The following is a 16,090-nucleotide window of genomic DNA, read 5'->3' on the forward strand; positions in this document are numbered from 1 at the left end:
TACTAAGAACGTCTCGAGCGAGATCTTTCACCCGCCAGCAACAAAACGCCTGTTAGCAAAGCTAGCGCAGTGGTTCCGGATGCGGCATCAATTTCTGGTGCCTTAAAACCATGACTCTTGCCGGAATTGCCGTTCCCATGATTTTGCGGCCTATCGTGCGACCTGAAGTGCGGCAGATCATGGGAGCTGTCGTGGGGCTTGGCGAAAGCACTGCTCGTAGTCAACAATATAACCGCTACACCCGTTATTAATAGTTGTCGGATTTTCATAACACACCTCTCTTTTTGTTAACGAAAAAAGCCAAGCTATTGTCTGTAAATTATCGATTTAGCAAACAACAATTCGATTATTCAGATACTTGGCCACTTGGAATTAAATCTTGCATTCCGACATAAGTTGTTAACGTCGATTGCAAATTGACCACCTTCATTTACAATCGCATTATTTCCGTTCCTCTCGAGGGTGTCTGTTCGAAAGCATACATAAAACTGAACAATCGCCCCATTATTACGCCAGACTTGGTCAGTTGATGATTCACTGTGTCTTTGACAGCACTCGATAGACATCGGCTTTGACAATCCGCTGAAATCGGTAACCGCTCCTTCGTCCAGCGTGCATCAGTGTCCTTATGACTTCGCATCGCCGCTTTCGCCGTCATTCCCCGCCACCAGATGCGCGCGAATGGCTGAATAACACCATCATCAGCTCCAGCCTTTTACCCTATTGTTGATTGTCAGTGCTAAAGAATTACCAGCGGAAAAGCTGGGATTACGTTAGGTTCCAACCCTGCTTATGAGCTTATGAACTTTAGTGGCTACGATGACGTCATATTTTCCAGTTAAGAAATATTTAACATCGCTATTCAGGGCGGTTGGCAGTATTTAACGTTAGACCGGAGGAGGGCTTTGTATGCGTAGACTATTTTCAGCGCCGGTGCGTGATCAATCGCGACAGGAAGAAATCGCGAACAGCGTCAGCCACGGTCTTGGACTGGTCGCGGCCCTGTTGGGAGCACCTTTTCTGATCAGGCATGCCGCACGCCACGGCAATTCAGACTTCATGATCGGCGCGAGCCTCTTCGCATCGACCATGGTGCTGCTTTATCTTCTCTCGACCTTCTATCATGCTTTACCGATAGGGAGGACCAAGCGCGTATTTCGCGCATTCGAGCAAGCGGTGATCTTCATCTTCATCGCCAGCACCTATACACCGTTCACACTGGGGGTTCTTCACGGCACCTGGGGCTGGACGCTTCTCAGCCTTATTTGGGGGCTTGCCACGATCGGGGTTGCACTGGTGGTATTCGATAAAATGTCCCATCCGATGGTCCCTACCGGTATTTATCTGCTCATGGGATGGCTGATCGTGATCGCATTCGATCCCTTGTTTGCGGCTGTACCACAGTCCGGCGTACTCTTGCTGGTTGCGGGAGGCGTGGCTTACACCGTCGGCGTAGCTTTCCTGGCAATCGATTCTCACCTGCGGTATGGGCATTTAATCTGGCACTTGTGCGTTATCGCAGGTACTACCTGCCACTACTTCGCAGTGCTTTGGTACGCAGCCTAGCGCTTACCCGTCCGCCAGTGGTGTCATGCCGGATTCAACTGTTATGAGACATCCGCCTATGAGACATCCGCCAATTTTTTTAGCCTATTTAGAAAATTGTTCATGAATGACTTTGATAATCCTCGGCAAAATCATCTTCTCAACTGCCTGCCCGCTGTCGAATTCGAGCGACTTCTGCCCAATCTTAAGCTGGTCCCGATGCCGCTCGGTGAAGTCGTTTACGAGTCGGGTGAAAAGTTGCAACACGCTTATTTCCCAACGAACAGCATCGTCTCCCTACTTTATGTAATGGAGAATGGCGCGTCGACCGAAATTGCGGTTGTCGGAAACGATGGCCTCATTGGTGTCCCTCTCTTCATGGGGGGGCTGAGCATGCCTAATCGAGCCGTTGTGCAAAGCGCAGGCTATGCCTATCGGTTGAATGCGCCTATGCTGATGAAGGAATTTAGCCGCTCCGGGGGGCGCCGCTGCGGGGCGCTGAGTCATTTGTTGCTACGCTATACCCAGGCGCTCATTACCCAGGTGACACAGACAGCGGCCTGCAACCGGCATCATGAGGTGGAACAACAATTATGTCGCTGGATATTGCTAAGCCTCGATCGGCTTTCTTCGAATGAGTTGAATATGACCCATGAATTGATTGCCAATATGCTGGGCGTTCGCCGTGAAGGCGTTACGGCGGCGGCGGGGAATCTGCAGCGAGCAGGATTGATTCATTATAGACGGGGGCACATAACGGTTCTGGATAGACCGGGATTGGAGGCACGGGTCTGTGAGTGCTACCAAGTGGTCAAAATGGAATCCGATCGCCTGCTCCATCTCCCCCGTAAAGCCATTTGACTTCGTTCGTTCGAACGCTTGAAACAAATCTTTGTCCACTGAATTTATCGGATGGCCAGGTTGTCAGACCTAGATAAAAATTTGTTAAGCTCCGCATTCTCGCCGTAAACACCGACGGCAGCGAGGTCAGCATCACTGCCGTTCTGGTATGCCTGGCATACCAGAACCCGTACATTCTCTGAAATTCGAGGAATTTGAAATTATGAAGCCATCACAATTTCGTCCGTTTACCGGATTATCCGTCTGCACATCGCTGCTGGCGTGGGCATGCTTAGCTACAGCGCATGCGCAGGAAACTGAAATCCCACTCGAGACTCAAAAGAAGCAGATCGAACTCGATAGACAGCAGCTCGAGCTGGATAAGAAGCAGTTGGAGTTGCAACGCAAGCAACTTCAGATCGAGGAATCCGCTCGCAAGGAGCTTCAGTTGAAGGAAACAGAAAAAGCCGTCACCATGAAACTCGAAGGCGACGTGGTTTTTGATTTCGGTAAAGCCGATATCAAGTCCAAGGCGGAGCAGACTCTCGACAAGGTCGGGACGGTGATCGCACAGTTTCCCGAGGGCAAGGTGCTCATCGAAGGATATACCGATTCCAAAGGCTCGCAGAAAGTAAACCTCGAGCTTTCAAAACGGCGCGCCCAGGCGGTGAAAGACTGGCTGGTCAAACAGAAAGGCGTTGCCGAATCGGTCATCACGACCGACGGTTTCGGTGAGACGAAGCCCGTTGCGCCGAACACCAACCCCGACGGTAGCGACAACCCGCAAGGTCGCCAGCAGAATCGGCGCGTCGAGATCACGGTCGAAAAGAATTGAGCGAAATTTATGCGGGTGCCGAGTCAAACGCGTCATGGCGGCAGCAGTTGACGGGCGGGCGGTAAGCAAGGAAGCGCGTTGCTCACCCTAACTGACTTACGCCACTTTGTTAATTACGGTTTTTGTTTTTTGAAGATTTGGGGCAAATCCAACAAGGGCTTGCTTGAATAAACTTGATCTATCAAATTTTTAAACCAGTAGGGACGAAATAGCAAAATATAGAGGGCAGTTAAAGTCGTAATGGGGACCGGTTGAATTTCGATTAAAGCGAGAAGCAGCAAGCCAACCAGGCACAAAAAGCGGATAAAGTAATATTTTTTTAGAGGGGGCATTTCGAGTTTTCTTAAAGTGGGTATGGGTACGTTTTATCCATGCCCTTATACACAAATGCCGTCATACCCGCCGGGAAGCGGGTATCCAGGGCCAGGGATGGCGAGCCTTAATACATCCCTGTAGTCTGGATCCCGGCAATCCATGCCGGGATGACGGCTTAACTTAATGGCAGTGAGGGCCAGGGATGGCAAGCTCAATACGTCCCTGTAGCCTAGTACAACGCACCGGAAATTCTCCGAATAATTTTTAAACCACCAGAGGCCTTCCGGTATAAGTCCAGCGAAAAGGCTTAGCGAGGGTTTCATTGAAGAAATCGATAAACTGAAAAATACGTCCTTTCAAATCTGCTCTCGAGGTGAAGCTTGCCCGTTTGAGCAAGCGACGGGATAGAATGCCAAACCAAATCTCGATCTGATTCAGCCACGAGCAATGCTTGGGCGTATAAACAAAGCGAATGCGATGGCTTTCGTCCTGCAAAAAAGCCGCGCGGGAGTTCATATCCCGTAGTACTCCGCGTTCCCCTTTCACGCCCAAGTCCTCGTCAATTCCGCAGGCTTTGGCGATCCATTCCACCAGCGTCGCGGATTTATGGGTGTTCAACTGATCGGCCACAAACAGCCATTGCCCCTGAGGGTCTGTGGCGACGGTTTGCTGCACGTGGGCGACAAAGTCAGCTTCTGTTCGTGTGTCCTGAACAGTGGGCGCAATGACCTTGCCTGTTGCCACCTCGAAGTTGGCAATCAGGGCTTGGGTGCCGTGGCGCCGGTATTCGTACTCGATCCGTTCCGGCTGTCCGGGTTGCATGGGCTGTGCGGGGTGAATGCGCTCCAGGGCCTGAATGCCGGTTTTTTCATCGATGCTGATCACGTGAATGCCTTGCGCATGCAGCGCCGGGGCTTGCCGATACAGGTCGCATACCGCTTCGACGTTGACCTGGAAGGTGGCTTCATCGTCGATGGTGGGATTCAGCCAATAGCGCGTTCGATGCGGCTTTAGCTGACCCTGCATTTAAAAAACGACCAATACTGGTCGCTGAGATACGGTCGACAATGCCTTGCTTAACGGCTTCCCGTGCCAAATCTTTGCGCGTCCAATGCGTCAAGGGTGAAGGCGGCGTTTCACAAGCCAACGCCAGCAGTTGGCAGACCTGTTCGGCGCTGAAGGTCTGTGGTGCACCCGGACGTTCCGCATCCGCCAGAATCGTCTCGATCTGCCGGCGTAAACGTTCGGGATCATCTTCGCAGGCAGCCAGCGCCTCTTGGGCCGACAGCCAACGACGACGCCACAAACCGACCGTCTCTTCCTTGATGTTCAGACCCTGCGCGCTGGCCTTGTTGCGACGGCCGGCTCCCGCATTTAAGACGATGCGCGCCCGCTGCACTAAACTGTGCGGCAGTTGCCGACTTCGAACAATGGCTTCCAGCGTCGATTGTTGGGCTTGCGTCAAAATAAGCGGAGTGAGTGGGCGCATCGCTTCCTTGCGGGATGATTTTCGGGCTTGCTATTATCCTTCATTTTTTAGGTTTGTAGTACTAGATTCCGGCAATCCGCCGGAATGAAGGAGTTGTGTATAAAGGTATGCGTTTTATCGGTCCCACCCTCTTTACACATGGGACCGTTTAACAAGTCGTATAGGGTTTCCATCTATCATCCCTGATTGCCACTTTCTAGGCAATAAATTCTGGAATTCTTTCAGGACATTACCTGTATTTCTTTACGTGTCAGAAGAGAAACAGGCGCTTGCGCTCGTGACGGTAGCGGCCAAGCGCCCAGAGCGGAAAAAATTTATCGTAACCGTGGTATTTCAGATAAAAAACTTTGGGAAATCCGGGAGCATTGGAACCATCGTCTTCCCAGAACCCATCGGCCTGCTGGTTTGTGAGCAGGTAATTCACTCCGCTCTCGACTTCAAGGCAGTCTGCCTCACCTGCCGAGAGTAACGCCAGGAGGGCAAGAGCGGTATGGAATGCCGTGCTGGTATGGAATTGGCTGCGGAATTTTGGATAGCTGTAACTGTAATTATCCTCGCCCCAGCCGCCGTCAGGACGTTGCTTCGATTTTATCCAGGCGACGGCTTTGCGAATGCCGGGGTCGTCCCTAGGCACGCCTGCGCTTTCAAAACCGGTCAGAACCGACCAGGTGCCGTAAATATAATTTGTGCCCCAGCGACCGAACCAGGAGCCATCCGTTTCCTGCTGACTGCGCAAGTAATCGATGCATTTGTCGATGGTCGCCCGGTATTCCGGATGCCGATTTAAAAGTTTGCCCAGCAGCATGATAGAGCGACCGCTGACATCGGCGGTGGGCGGGTCGATCAGGGCTTCGTGGTCGGCAAACGGTAGCTGGTTCAGATAGTCATGGATGTTGTCGGCGTCATAAGCACCATAGCCGCCATTGCGGGATTGCATACCGGCGATCCAGGCGCCGGCGCGCTCGATATTTCCGGCATACTCCCGGTCGCCGGCCTGAACCATCGCAAAGGCAACCACCGCCGTATCATCGGCGTCGGGGTAATAGCTGTTGCCGAACTGGAAAGCCCAGCCGCCGCCCGGCAGGCTGGGACGCTGGATTTGCCAGTCGCCCGCTTCATCCTTTAACTGCTTGCCTGCCAGCCAGCGCAGTGCCGATTTAAGCGCTTGTTGTGTGCGTGGATCACGTTCGTTGCGGTCGACTTCCTGCAAGGCCAAAGCAGCGAGGCCGGTATCCCAGACGGGAGAAACACAGGGCTGGCAATAGGCAATATCCTCCTTGATAACCAGCAACCGGTCGATCGCTGCTCTGGCGATCCGTCGCCGTTCATTGTCGGGAGGGAGCCCCAAGTAATCCATGGCCTCGTAGGCGTTGACCATGGCCGTGAAGATCCCCCCCAGACCATAGTAACCATTCAATCTGGCCATGAACCAGTCACGCGCCTTGACGGTAGCCTTGCGGCGGACGAAAGCGGGAATCAAAGGCTCCAGTAGGCGCAGCAGGCGCTCGCCGGCCAGAATGGCCTTGCCTAGAGGCGTTTTGACGTAAGAAAAATAGTTCTTTTCTTTATCCGGCGGGGTAACGAACAATTCTCCGATGCCTATTTTGTGTGGATTACGGGCCTTGACCTTATAGGTACAGAGGATGGACAGCGGAACGATCACGGTGCGCGACCAGTACGATACTTTGTCGATATGAAACGGAAACCACTTGGGCAGCAGCATGATTTCCACCGGAATGAAGGGGACCCCGCGCCAGGGGATTTGCTCAAACATGGCCAGCATGATGCGAGTGAACACATTGGCCTTGGCCGCGCCGCCCCGGGCAAGTATCCACTCGCGCGCCTTGACCATATGCACGGCCTGCACGGAGTCGCCGGCCATTTTCATCGCGTAATAAGCTTTGATCGTACAACTGATATCACCCGCGCCGCCTTTAAAAAGAGCATAACTGCCGTCCGCGCCTTGTTGTGCGCGAAGATAATTGGCGATCTTGGCCTGAAGCGCTTCGTTGATTTCGTCCATGTAATGCATCATCAGGATGTACTCGGAAGGTATCGTGCAATCCGCTTCGAGTTCGAATACCCAATAACCTTCTTCATTTTGCAGGGCGAGAAGTTGCGCACTGGCTCGGACAATCGCGCTGTCGAGTTTTGCGGATGAAACAAGGGTGCCGGTGAAGTCTTGCTTTGAACCTGAAAGTGAAGATGTCTCTTTCAACATGGCTTGTATTTCCCTCACTTTTTATTTGATGTTCAAGTTGGTTATAAAAATTCTAACCTGACGTAGACTTAACCCCTCTCGTGGTTTTCAGCTACCTTCACCCAGGCGCGAAGAATCTCCGCTACGCTCCATGCCTGAGCGATACAGCCGCGCGGGGTGAATGAGCCTTCGGCATCGAAAACTTCGCTGACGGAGCCGATGCAGGCTTCATGCAGATGTCTCGCCAATAATCGATCAAGAAAGTCGCGCGCGTCTTTTCGCTGTTCGGGATAAACGCGTAACCAGGCATCGATGTAGGGTCCCAGCAGCCAGGGCCAGACCGTGCCTTGATGATAAGAGGCATCGCGGGCGCGAAGGTCGCCATGGTAAACGGCTTTATAGTCTGGATGATCCGGGGATAATGTCCTCAGCCCCACCGGCGTCAACAGCCGATCTTTGATAATCTGAAATACGGAATGCCAATGCGCTTGATCCAATACCGGATGGGATAACGATAGCGCGAACACTTGATTGGGCCGGCACGCCGGGTCGTTTTCACCGTTTTCACCGTCGACCACATCATACAGGTATCCTGTCCCAGCATTCCAAAACCGTTGATTGAAGCTAAGCCGGGTGACATCGGCGCGCTTTGCAATCTCGCTCACGTTTGGGCTTAAGTTTTCCTCCTGCATCCACTTTTGCATCAGGCGCAACGCGTTGTACCACAAGGCGTTGATTTCAACCGCTTTGCCGCGACGCGGGGTAACGACCCAATCGCCTAGTTTGGCATCCATCCAGGTCAACGCGTAACGCGGATCGCCCTGGACCAGCAGACCGTCGCCGGGATCGCAATGAATGCCGAAGCGGGTGCCCCGAATGTGATGGTCAATGATATCCAGCAGCTTGGGCAGCAATTCCTTGAGCAAACCCCGATCTCCGGTATATTCGAGATAACGCTCCAGCGCATGGAAAAACCAGAGTGTCGCATCGGCGGTGTAATACACGCCTTCGCTTTCACCTTCCGGGAACAAGTTGGGAATCAGGCCGTCACGCAGATGATGGGCAAAAGTACGCAGAATATGTCCCGCCTCCGTATATCGCCCTGTCGTCAAAGTCAGGCCTTCGAGGCTGATCATGGTGTCCCGTCCCCAATCGGTAAACCAGTGATATCCGGCGATAATGGTGCGCACATCGCCGCCGGTTGCACAGATACGGGGCGTTTCGACAACCCGCTCGGTCGGCGCGATAATAAACTGATCGGCTGCCAGCACCAACTGCTTGGCCAAGCCTTTAGCCAATTCCGGACGCGCCGCCGCCAGTAAACGTCGACGCCGTTCCAGTTCGGCCTGAAATGTTTCCGCGGGAGACAGCGCCATGGTGCTTTCCCGGTTTTCCGAAGAAGCGATCAAGGTGACATCTTTACCGGCCGCAAGATCAACACGAAAATAGCCGGGGCTCCATAGATTGCCCTGGGCTTCATAGCCTCTTTGTCCTTCTATACGGTAAAGAATGTCGCTAAAGCGTTTGGTTTCAATCGTGAATGCCGGGTTCTCGCCATCGACGTAAAGCCGTAAGGGCGGAATTGAAAACCCATGAATTTCAAGACGTCCGGCAGAGGCTTTAAGATCGTAGGAATCCATCGGAAACCCTTCGGCCAAAGAAGCCTCATGACGACGAAAATGCACGGCCAAGCGAATCTTGAGCCGTACCGGCCCTGTGCCTGCAACCAGTCGGTAGCGCACAAGAACCGTATTGCTCATATAAGGCATCACGATCCATTTTTCAATCACATGGTTTGCCAGTTCATAGCGCCATACCGGCAAGCCGGATTCCAGGCGAAATTCGCGCAGACTGGACATGCCGTGTAGATCGAGCGCTCCGCCCGCCAACTCGATGCCGCCTATTTTCTGGCTGCTGCCATCGGGAAACCGAACCAACTCACTGAGTTGATTGAGCATCACGAAGCGGCCTCGAGGATCGGAAAGCGCGGCGGTTAAAAAGCTGTGGAAACGGCGGGTGGGCACGCCCGAGATCGTGCCGGACGCATAGCCGCCAAGACCGTTAGTGACCAACCATTCGCGTGTTAGCAACGCTTCCTGCTCGGCAAGATCCCCCGTCCAATGCGTTCGAATAACCATATCACTGTTCATGATCAACACTCTCCTTTGCCGGGTTAACAGGATGCAGTACAACGGCAGATTCGCCTTGAAGATACCAATTGCCTTGCAGGGGCCAGGGCGGCATGCCCATGCCCCCGTATCGAGGATCGTCGCTGAACCACATGGCATCCCAAACGCAGCCCTTCGGCGGAGCCAATAGCGGTTCCGGCGCCGGAACCAGATGAAGATCCCGGCTCAGGTTGACCAATAAAAGACGGTCGTCACCCGGATTTTCCCCGAAAAAACGTATCACCCAGGCATCCGGGCTTAACACGGCGCCATCGATACGGTGGCTTTGCCGGCTGACCTGAAACGCCGGATCATTGCGGCGCAGGCGTAACAAATCGCAGTGTAAGGCATAGGCTTCCTTATGCAGATTGCGTTCATTTAAGTTCAGTTTTGAATGGGTAAACGTTTGCGGGTCGCCCGGATCCGGCAGTCGGGCCTGCATTTCTGGCGTGGCCAAGGCACGAAATTGGGCCAGAGACTCAGCGCGTCCTCGCGCCACCCAATGGGCGATTTCAGCTTTATGGTCGGCAAAATAAAAGAACGGACTGGTGGCGGCGAACTCCTGGCCTTGAAACAACATAGGCGTCTGCGGAGCCAATAAAAACAGGGTTGTCAAAGCCCGGTAGCGGTTAGGGCTGGTCAATGCATGTACACGCTTACCACTGCCGGAATTGGCCAATTGATCGTGATTTTGGATGAAGTTGACGAACTTGGCCGGAAGCATGTCCAGCGCTGGAGTTCCGCGTGTATTATCTTGCCATGAGTACCATTGACCCTGATACAAAAAACCTCGCTTCAACGTAGATATAAATTCCTGAGCGACGCCCCGGTAATCGCTATAGTAAGCATCCGCGCGCCCTGTCATCGCTACCATCGCGGTATGGTGGAAATCATCGTTCCATAATGCGTCCAGGCCGAAGCCTCCGTGTTCTGGAGGTAAAAACAATGTTGCATCCTGCGGCTCATTCTCGCCGACAATAAAGGTCAGGCGCGGAGCCCCGGCGCTACGCACTGCCTGCACGATGGCGGCGATAATATGTTCAGCGGAGCTGTCATAAATTTGCTGAGTTGCATCGAGGCGTAGGCCGTCAAGGTGGAACTCTTGAATCCAATACGCGCTATTGGCGAGCACATACTCACGTACGGGGTCCGAGTTCGGCCCGTCAAAATTTAGCGGATCGCCCCAATCGCACCGGTAGCGAGTAGAAAAGTAATCGCTGGAGAATTTCCCCAGATAATTGCCATCCGGGCCCAAATGATTGAATACCACATCCAGAATGACGCCGAGACCCACGGCATGAGCCTGGTTAACGAAATAGCGAAATTCGTCCGGGGTTCCATAAAGCCGTGTCGGCGCGAACCAATTGACACCGTCGTAACCCCAGCCGTACCGGCCCGGAAAATCGGCCACCGGCATGATCTCCAACACCGTCACGCCCAATGCGGCCAGCTCTGGCAGTTCTTTGGCCGCCGCGACCCAATTGCCTTCATCAGTAAACGTGCCGATATGCATCTCATAAATGACCTGGCCTTGGGCTTCGATTCCCGTCCAGGCCGTGTCCGTCCAGTCGAACGTTGAAGCATCGACCACTTGCGACGGTCCATGCGGACCCTGGGGTTGAAAACGCGAGGCGGGATCCGGGTACGGTTGCGGGTCATCATCCAGCAGGTAGCGGTACAAGCTTCCTACACAAGCCTCTTGCACCATGACCGAAAAATAACCGTTGCCTTCATTTTGCAATTCGATTTCAGCCGGCGGATGGGGAGGATCAATCGCTTCAGCCTGAGCATTCATGACCAGTCTCACTGTCTTTCTTTCAGGTGCCCAGACCCGAAAATGCACGCCTTTTTCGGGCACTCGCTCCGCCCCAATAGGAAATCGGCGGCCATTGACTAATTCTGTAGTTATCTGTTCGCTCATCTTTATTGCTCTCCTCAGTCTCCGGATGGCACGGTCTCACCGATAATCAACCCCACCGGAAATTCCGCCAGCACTTGAGCGACGGACATATGCCAACGAGACTGCTGCTTCTGAGGTTTCAGAACCTTCCCGGTAAAGACGCAGGTGTACTGCTTATCGGGCCGATGAAAAGGCAGTTCGACTGTTGTCGCCCCCCAAACCTTTTCTCCCAGAGGCAGCCTATCGGTGTTACCCAGCAGTTGCGCGAAGAAACGCGCCGCCAGCGTGATGGCGATACGGCCGCCGGCAATGCGCGCATAGGCGCACAGATGAGCCGCATGTTCTCCCCTGACAGAAAGGGGCAAATAGCTTCCTTGCTGAAACACTTCCGGCCAGCGCTTCCGCAACGCCAGCGCCGAGCTAACGACCCACAGTTTGGCCCGGCCGTCTTCCAGTGTGTCGCACATGGCTCTTACCCCTGCAAGGCGTTCCTGTAATGTCTGTGCGGCAAGATTCTGCAAGGCAGCCAGCATGATCTTCCGGCTGCCGAAATCAACCGGGCGCCGGTTATCGGGATCCACCAAGCTGAAATCCCAACATTCGCAGCCTTGATATATATCCGGCACACCCGGCGCCGTGAGCTTGATCAATGTCTGCGACAGGCTGTTGAACATCCCGAGCCAGGCAATCCGCCGCTGCAAAGGCCGAAAATCGGTCATGAACACGCTCTCCGCCGGCGCATTGATCAGGGCAATCGCGAATGCGACGACCGCGTCTTCATAGGCTGTATTGGGGTTTATCCAGCTGGTATACACCTTGGCTTCGCGCACCGCCTTGACCAGGTATTCCTGCAACCGGACGCCCAAACGCGCTATTTCATTGCCGTCCGGCTCGCCAGGCGGCCAGATGCCCAGCAAGGTCTGATAGATGAAATATTCATCGTTGAGGGTCGGCACCCGCATGCCGTCCACGCTGCGTTTAAGACTTTGGTTGGCCCGGCTCCAGTGTCGTAGCGCCAATCGCCAGGCCGCCGGTATTTCAGACAGCACATTCAGGCGGGCGCGCATATCCTCGCTGCGTTTTGTGTCGTGAGAGGAAGTGGTCAACATCGAATGGGGTCGACGTTCCGCGCGCACCCGATTGGCCCGATGAAACGCGCTACGGGTCGCGCCGAATCGACGCGGATCGCCGCCCACTTCATTCAGCGACAGCAAGCGGTGGTAGATATAGGCGCTGGTGTCCTCCAGGCCTTTGGCCATCACCGGGCTGGTGAATTGCTGGAATTTCATCGAAAATACCAGCACCTGCTCGGCGTACACGGGCGATTTTCCATCTGCCGCGGCAAGGGTCAGCACCTCGCGCAAAAAATCGAAAATGCTGGGATCGGCTGTCGCGCTTCTGCGTTTAGCCGCTGCGGTTGCCTGTTCGATGTTGCGGCGATCTTCCGGCGCCACCTCGCGGGCGCTGATGTAGCCACGGTAAACAGGGAAACAGGCAACGATCTCAGCCAATGCCGTAAGCAATCCGTTCAGCGTGTAATCGCAGGTCTGGCGGTCGGCTTCGGCGATTTTCGAGAGCAGGTTGGCCAACACATTCAGTTCCCCCGACAGCGCGGATTTCATGATCAGCTTCTTGGAGCGGTAGAGCAGATCGTCGAAGTTGACAGGCTCTCCGATGAAGCTTTTATACACGCGCTCCATACTTTTGGCGGCGCTGGTAGCCACAAACAGGCCGTTGAGTAGATTTGTGAATTCGTAACCCGTAGTCCCCTGCACCGGCCAGCTGCCGCGCAAATTCTCGTCTGCCGCCAGGATTTTTTCGACCACCAGATAGGGCGCACGCCCGGCGCGGTTGCAGTGTTCGACCAGCCTGTAAAAATACGCTTCAGGATCGTACAAACCATCAGGATGATCAATACGCAGGCCATCCAGTTTGCCTTCCTGAACCAGCCGCAACACTAACCGATGGGTCGCATCGAAGACCTCGTCGTTTTCGATGCAGAGCCCGGCAAGATCGTTGATATCGAAAAACCGCCGGTAATTAATCTCGTCCGAGGCCACCCGCCAGAACGCCAGCCGGTAAGCCTGCTTCTCGATCAAGTCGTGGAGCAGGTCGAAACTGGATGACTCCCCGGCCTTGCCGTTCAAGATGCGCAAGTTCTCTTCCAGAAACCGGGCAATGGCGGAGGATTGGGCAACGAGACCTGCAAGGTGCCGCTTATGCACTTCCTTGTCGCGCCTGCGTTCAAGCTGACGCTCAGACGATCCCTCATCCCGGGACGGCAGATTGTGGAACGCGGTGACCAGACTCTGATAGTCCATCAATAACTGGCTCCCCGCCCCCAAGCATGCGCTCAAGGCCTCCATCCGAAACGCCAGGATACACGGGTATTGCGCCGGGTCCACAGGAAAGTGATGCTCGAAGTAATAAATACCGAATTCCCCGCGCTCCGCATCGAAGCGTAGTTGCAATTCGGCATTTTCCAGCACCGCGCCGTAACGCTCACCCAACACCGGCAATAGCACCTTGCCGTGCAGTTTAGCCTTGCTCGGCGCCCAGTCAATATCGAAGAATCCGGCATGCGCGGCGGTCTGACCGTTTTCCAGCACGTCCAGCCACCAGGCATTATCCCCGCCCAGCACGCCCATATGATTAGGCACCACATCCAGCACCTGCCCCATGCCGTGCCGGGCGAGCGTTTCGCAAAGCCGCTCAAATTCGTCGTCCGTGCCGATCTCGGGATTCAAGGCATTGTGATCGATGATGTCATAGCCGTGCCGACTACCCGGACGCGCCTTCAAATAGGGCGAAGCATACAGGTGGGAAATGCCCAGCGCGCTCAGATAGGGAACGATTTCGCGGGCCTGATTAAAAGTGAAATCGCCGTTGAATTGCAGCCGATAGGTGGACAAGGGAATGCGTGGCTCAAGATTCTGCGGTATACCTGTGTGCTGTGATTTATTTTTCATGCCCGCGCCTCCTCTATGAACCAAGCGGCGCACCAGGGCGGCATGCCCCCGGCGGCGAAAGCTTCCGGTAGGTCGGCTTGGCTAAGAAAAAATGCCGTGCCGGCAACATGCAGGCTTCCTGCGACCGAACCCTCGCCCAGATTAGCCAATAGCATCAACCGGTCGCCGCCACTCAGATGCCAGCGCACAACCAAACCCGATTCTCCGACCCGTTCGAATTCTCCGCCGCCCATCGCCGGCAAGCGCGGCGTAATCTGCGTGCGCCGTAACGCCAATAAATTGCGGTAATATTCAAGGCTGGCCTTGTGCGGCGGCTCATCCAGGCAGCCCCAATTCAGCTTGCAACGATCAAATGTCGCCCGATCATTCGGATCTGGAATACGTGTGCGAGCGGCCGGATCTGCGAATTCACGGAAACTGGCGAATTCGCGGCGTCGCCCCTCGGTGGCCGCAGCGGCCAGTTCGCCGTGAAAATCGCAGAAAAACAGGAATGGCGTTGCCGCGGCAAATTCCTCGCCCATGAACAATAAGGGCGGCGACGGCGCCAGCAGCAACACCGCTAGTGCAACGTGCAGTGGTTTTGGTTGTGTAAGCAGGGCAATGCGCTCGCCGTAAGCGCGGTTTCCTATCTGGTCGTGCGTCTGGCAAAAATTAATGAAAGCGCCGGGCGGCAGGTGTCCGCTGGGTTCGCCGCGTAGCCGGCCATTGCGAAACATTGAAGGCTCGCCCTGAAAGGCAAAGCCCTCGGCCAGACAGCGCGCCAGATGCCGTGTCGGCTGATCGGCATAATCGGCGTAATAGCCGTCGACTTCGCCGGTCAGCAGCAGGTGCAGAGCATGATGAAAATCGTCGTTCCATTGGGCGACAAAGCCGCCTTGCTGCAAGTATCGCGCTTCATTGCCGTCATTCTCCAAAACCAGATGGATCTGCCGACTGCGTCCCGGCCCGGCCTGTACCGCCGCCGCCAGTTCTTCCAGTATGTTTGGGCGGCTATTGTCTAAAATGGCGTGCACGGCGTCGACCCGCAGACCGTCGAAATGGTATTCCTCAAGCCAGTACAAGGCGTTGTGAATGTAAAAATCGCGCACGATACGGCTGTCCTTGCCGTCAAAATTGATCGCCGCTCCCCAAGGCGTGTGTTGGCGCGCGTTAAAGAACTGCGGCGCATAGAGATGGAGATAATTGCCGTCCGGCCCGAAATGGTTGTATACCACGTCGAGCAGCACCATCAATCCGCGCGCATGCGCCGCCTGCACCAGCGCCTTCAGTTCGTCCGGGGTGCCGTAACTGTGGTCGGGCGCAAACGGCAGCACGCCGTCGTAACCCCAGTTGCGCGTTCCCGGAAAATCCGCCAGCGGCATCAGCTCAATGGCGGTGATACCTAATTCCACCAAGTAATCCAGACGCTGCATGGCGGACGCGAAGTTACCTGCGGCAGTGAACGCCCCCACATGCAGTTCATAAATGACCGCTTCATGCCAGGAACGGCCATGCCAGCCATCGTCCCGCCAGGCGAAGGCCTCGGCGTCAACGACCTGGCTGGGACCATGTACGTCCAGGGGATTTGATCGCGAAGCCGGATCGGGGACCTTCTGGCCGCCATCTATCCGATAACGGTAAAGGGTTCCCTGCCCTGCCTGTCCTACCGGTGTTTCGCGCAGGAACCAGCCGTCCGGGAGCCGGTTCATCGGCAAAACGATTTCTTCACCCGCACGATTTTCCAGGCAAAGCTCGACCGTGCACGCCGTCGGCGCCCACAAACGGAAGCGCACCTTGCCATCGGAAAGCAAACTCGCCCCAAATAGCATTTCATGCACCCGTTTCATATC

At 54.8% G+C, this 16,090-nt stretch carries 11 protein-coding genes; 3 read left to right on the forward strand and 8 right to left on the reverse strand.

Translation table 11 applies throughout. The features are described 5' to 3' along the window. Positions 1–2: 2 nt before the first annotated feature. Complete coding sequence (locus tag ACEPPP_RS03375) at positions 3–269, reverse strand: VPEID-CTERM sorting domain-containing protein (RefSeq protein ID WP_374089646.1); 267 nt, start codon at positions 267–269, stop codon at positions 3–5. 640 nt (positions 270–909) lie between these two features. Here ACEPPP_RS03375 and ACEPPP_RS03380 point away from each other — a divergent pair. From ACEPPP_RS03380 to ACEPPP_RS03390, 3 genes are all read left to right on the forward strand, one after another. After that, on the forward strand, positions 910–1,566 hold the full coding sequence (locus tag ACEPPP_RS03380; RefSeq protein ID WP_374089647.1) for a hemolysin III family protein: 657 nt from the start codon (positions 910–912) through the stop codon (positions 1,564–1,566). Between the two features lie 102 nt (positions 1,567–1,668). Further along, positions 1,669–2,406 carry a Crp/Fnr family transcriptional regulator gene (locus ACEPPP_RS03385; RefSeq protein WP_374089649.1) on the forward strand — a complete coding sequence of 246 codons (738 nt, stop codon included), beginning with the start codon at positions 1,669–1,671 and terminating at the stop codon, positions 2,404–2,406. Between the two features lie 202 nt (positions 2,407–2,608). Next, a complete protein-coding gene (locus ACEPPP_RS03390; protein ID WP_374089650.1) occupies positions 2,609–3,220 on the forward strand; it encodes an OmpA family protein in 612 nt (203 codons plus the stop codon). Between the two features lie 579 nt (positions 3,221–3,799). Here the strand turns inward: ACEPPP_RS03390 and ACEPPP_RS03395 are convergent. From ACEPPP_RS03395 to treZ (ACEPPP_RS03425), 7 genes are all read right to left on the reverse strand, one after another. Further along, on the reverse strand, positions 3,800–4,561 hold the full coding sequence (locus ACEPPP_RS03395) for a transposase (protein WP_374088051.1): 762 nt from the start codon (positions 4,559–4,561) through the stop codon (positions 3,800–3,802). After that, entirely contained in the window at positions 4,500–5,024 is a 525-nt protein-coding gene (locus tag ACEPPP_RS03400) for a helix-turn-helix domain-containing protein (RefSeq protein WP_374088053.1), read from the reverse strand. The genes ACEPPP_RS03395 and ACEPPP_RS03400 overlap by 62 nt, the downstream gene beginning before the upstream one ends. A 250-nt stretch (positions 5,025–5,274) precedes the next feature. After that, positions 5,275–7,245, reverse strand: a complete 1,971-nt coding sequence (gene shc, locus ACEPPP_RS03405) for a squalene--hopene cyclase (RefSeq protein ID WP_374089651.1) — start codon at positions 7,243–7,245, stop codon at positions 5,275–5,277. A 68-nt stretch (positions 7,246–7,313) separates the two neighbouring features. Next, complete coding sequence (locus tag ACEPPP_RS03410; protein WP_374089652.1) at positions 7,314–9,374, reverse strand: amylo-alpha-1,6-glucosidase; 2,061 nt, start codon at positions 9,372–9,374, stop codon at positions 7,314–7,316. Further along, positions 9,364–11,313, reverse strand: a complete 1,950-nt coding sequence (gene treZ / locus ACEPPP_RS03415; RefSeq protein WP_374089653.1) for a malto-oligosyltrehalose trehalohydrolase — start codon at positions 11,311–11,313, stop codon at positions 9,364–9,366. The genes ACEPPP_RS03410 and treZ (ACEPPP_RS03415) overlap by 11 nt, the downstream gene beginning before the upstream one ends. A gap of 14 nt (positions 11,314–11,327) precedes the next feature. Beyond that, the gene (gene treY / locus ACEPPP_RS03420; protein ID WP_374089654.1) at positions 11,328–14,261 is read right to left on the reverse strand and encodes a malto-oligosyltrehalose synthase; all 2,934 of its coding nucleotides are present in this window, start codon (positions 14,259–14,261) and stop codon (positions 11,328–11,330) included. Then, positions 14,258–16,087, reverse strand: coding sequence for a malto-oligosyltrehalose trehalohydrolase (gene treZ / locus ACEPPP_RS03425; RefSeq protein WP_374089655.1), 1,830 nt, complete (start codon positions 16,085–16,087; stop codon positions 14,258–14,260). The genes treY and treZ (ACEPPP_RS03425) overlap by 4 nt, the downstream gene beginning before the upstream one ends. Between the last annotated feature and the right edge of the window lie 3 nt (positions 16,088–16,090).

Origin of the sequence: Methylomicrobium lacus (assembly GCF_041897535.1) — a bacterium.
GTDB classification, from domain to species: domain Bacteria; phylum Pseudomonadota; class Gammaproteobacteria; order Methylococcales; family Methylomonadaceae; genus Methylomicrobium; species Methylomicrobium lacus_A.